Annotated in this window: 1 protein-coding gene; it reads right to left on the bottom strand. The window is 61.6% G+C overall.

The window, feature by feature from the left end:
• Window positions 1-58: 58 nt before the first annotated feature.
• Window positions 59-2740: a chemotaxis protein CheB gene (locus ACOYNV_RS27110; protein WP_422902930.1), complete on the bottom strand. Its 2682-nt coding sequence runs from the start codon at window positions 2738-2740 to the stop codon at window positions 59-61.
• Window positions 2741-2827 lie beyond the last annotated feature (87 nt).

Below are 2827 nucleotides of genomic sequence, written 5' to 3' on the forward strand. Positions count from 1 at the left end.
AATTAACGAACAGGCTCTGCACCCCAAGGGCCGGAATGACGACGTTGCCTTGCCTTGATCACGCCTGCTTTTGCTGGTTGGCCAGCTCGCGCAATTGCGTTTCCAGGGTCTTGGCGCGGGTAATGTCGTTGAACGTGACGACGACGCCGTCGATGACGTTTTCCAGGGTGCGATAAGGCATGATCTTCACCTGGAACCAGCGCCCGCCGCTGGCGGCGGCTTCCTTGTCCGAGAAAGCCAGCGTGCGCAGCACTTCTTCGGCTTCAGCCAGCAGCCCGGGATCATCCAGGTCGGTGGCGATGTCCGACAAGGGCCGGTCGACATCGCCCGGAATAAGCTTGAACAGCCGTGTCGCCTGGCTGGTGAAGCGCCGCACGTGCAGCGCCTTGTCGAGAAAGATGGTGGCCATATCGGTGCTGTTGAGCAGGTTCTTCATGTCATTGTTGGCTGCCGACAACTCGTCCACCTTCGATTGCAGCTCGATGTTCACCGTCTGCAGTTCCTCGTTAAGGGACTGCATTTCCTCCTTGGAGGTGGTCAGCTCCTCGTTGGTCGACTGCAGTTCCTCATTGGTCGATTGCATTTCCTCGCTGGCCGACTTGAGTTCTTCCTGCGAGCTCTGCATTTCCTCGCGCAGGCCCTGCATTCCCTGTTGCGCGTGCGCCAGTGCCTGCACCAGTTTCGCCTCGCGCTGGCTGTGACGCGGACCAGGCTTGCCGTCGCCGGCATCCTCCACCTGCGGCGCGGCGTCAACATCGGTGATTACCACCATGGCCATGCCGCGCAGGGCTTCCGGCTCGGCGAGTGGCTGCACCACGAGGTTGACGGTCTGTGTGCCGCCGTTGGTGCCGATGCAGATATTGTCGCAGACCACGCGCTCGCCGGAACGCAGCGCGACCGGCAGGGCGACGCCCAACTCCTGGCGCAGCCCGTCGCGCGCCATGGCATGAATGTTCCAGTTTACCTTGCCGGCCGCGGGTTCCAGATACTTGCCGGTACGGCCGCTGATGTAGAGCAGGTCGCCATCGCCGTTGACCAGCACGGCGGCTGGAGAAAACTGCTGCAGCAATACCTTGTCGGCCAGGCTCTCCAGATTGGCGCTGACCATATCGGGCTTGGCGGCCCACAGTGCGTCGGTTTTTGTCGGGAGAAAGCGGGTAGGGAAATCAAGATCCAGGGTGCCAAGCGGGCTGGAGGTGCGCCGGAACAGACGTTCCTTGCCAGCAACCAGAGCGAACAGATCGCTGAAGCCACCGATCGACTCGGCATTGCCCAGCATCAGGATGCCACCCGGCTTGAGGCTGTAGTGGAAGAGTGGCAGCAGTTTCTTCTGCAGTTCGCTGCCAAGATAGATCAGCAGGTTGCGGCAGGTGAGGATATCCAGCTTGGTGAACGGCGGGTCCATGATCAGGTTCTGCTGCGCGAACACCACCATCTCGCGGATCTCCTTGCCGACCCGGTAGCCGTTGGCTTCTTCAACAAAGAAACGCTTCAGGCGTCCCTCCGAAACGTCGGCGGCGATATTGGCCGGGTAGAAGCCCTGGCGCGCCTTCTCGATGGCATCCGGGTCGAGGTCGGTGGCGAAGATCTGCAGCGTGCAGCGCCAAGGTGGATTCACCTTTTCCTGCACCTCGCGAAATGCCATGGCCAGCGAATAGGCCTCTTCGCCAGTCGAACAGCCGGCCACCCAGGCACGCAGCGCGCCGCCTGCGGGGTAGGCGGCGAGCACTTCGGGCAGAACCTTTTCCTGCAGGCAGGCCCAGGACTCCGGGTCGCGGAAGAAGCGGGTGACGCCGATCAGCAGTTCCCTGAACAGCAGATCCACTTCCTGCGGGTTCTCGCGCAGGTAACGCCCGTAGTCGGCAATGTTGTCGATCAGGTGGATGGTCATGCGCCGCTCGATGCGCCGGTAGACGGTACTCTTCTTGTACAGCGAGAAATCGTGGCTGGTGCGCGCCCGCAGCAGGATGCATATCTTCTCGAAGGCGCTCTTCTGCGCCGTCGACTCCGCTTCCAGTGCTTGCTCCCGCACACCGGTGGCGGCAGGCAGGCTATGTTTAAGGCAATCAAGGAGGCGCAGCGGCAACTCTTGCGCCGGGGCGGTGATGTCGACCAGGCAGGTGTCGATGGCTCGGCGCGGCATGCTGTCGTACTTGGCCGAGGCCGGGTCCTGCGCCAGGACCAGGCCGCCCTGCTCCTTGATGGCGCGCAGGCCGAGGCTGCCGTCCGAACCCATGCCGGAGAGGATGATGCCGACGGCGTTGGCGCCCTGGTCTTCGGCCAGCGCGCGGAAGAAAAAGTCGATCGGCAGGCGCAGACCACGCGGCGCCGCCGGTTCGAGCAGGAAGAGGCTGCCGTGCAGAATCGACAGATCGCGGTTGGGCGGAATCACATAAACGCAGCCCGACTTGACCTTCATGCGGTCTTTCGCCTGCGCCACCGGCATGGCGGTGGTACGCTGCAGCAACTCGGGCATCATGCCCTTGTAGTTGGGATCGAGATGCTGAATGACAATGATAGCCAGCTCACAGTTCGCCGGCAGTTGGCCAAAGAACTGTTCAAGCGCTTCAAGGCCGCCCGCCGAGGCACCAATGGCGACGATCGGGAAAGGACAAACCCCGTCGCGGAAAGCGTTCCTGGCGACTGGTTTTACGCGCTTGACCGGCCTGGCGGAGGGCTTTGACCCGCTCGGCGCGGCAGCAGTCGCATCGGTTTCTTTCAGTATTGTCGGCTTGGCCATGACATTCTTTCCGAATGAACGAATCAAATATTGCTTGAAACTGTGTTTTCGAATTTAACCACAAAGTCTGGTTGTGCAAACACATTC

The organism is Propionivibrio sp. (assembly GCF_049316945.1).
Taxonomy (GTDB): Bacteria; Pseudomonadota; Gammaproteobacteria; order Burkholderiales; family Rhodocyclaceae; genus Propionivibrio.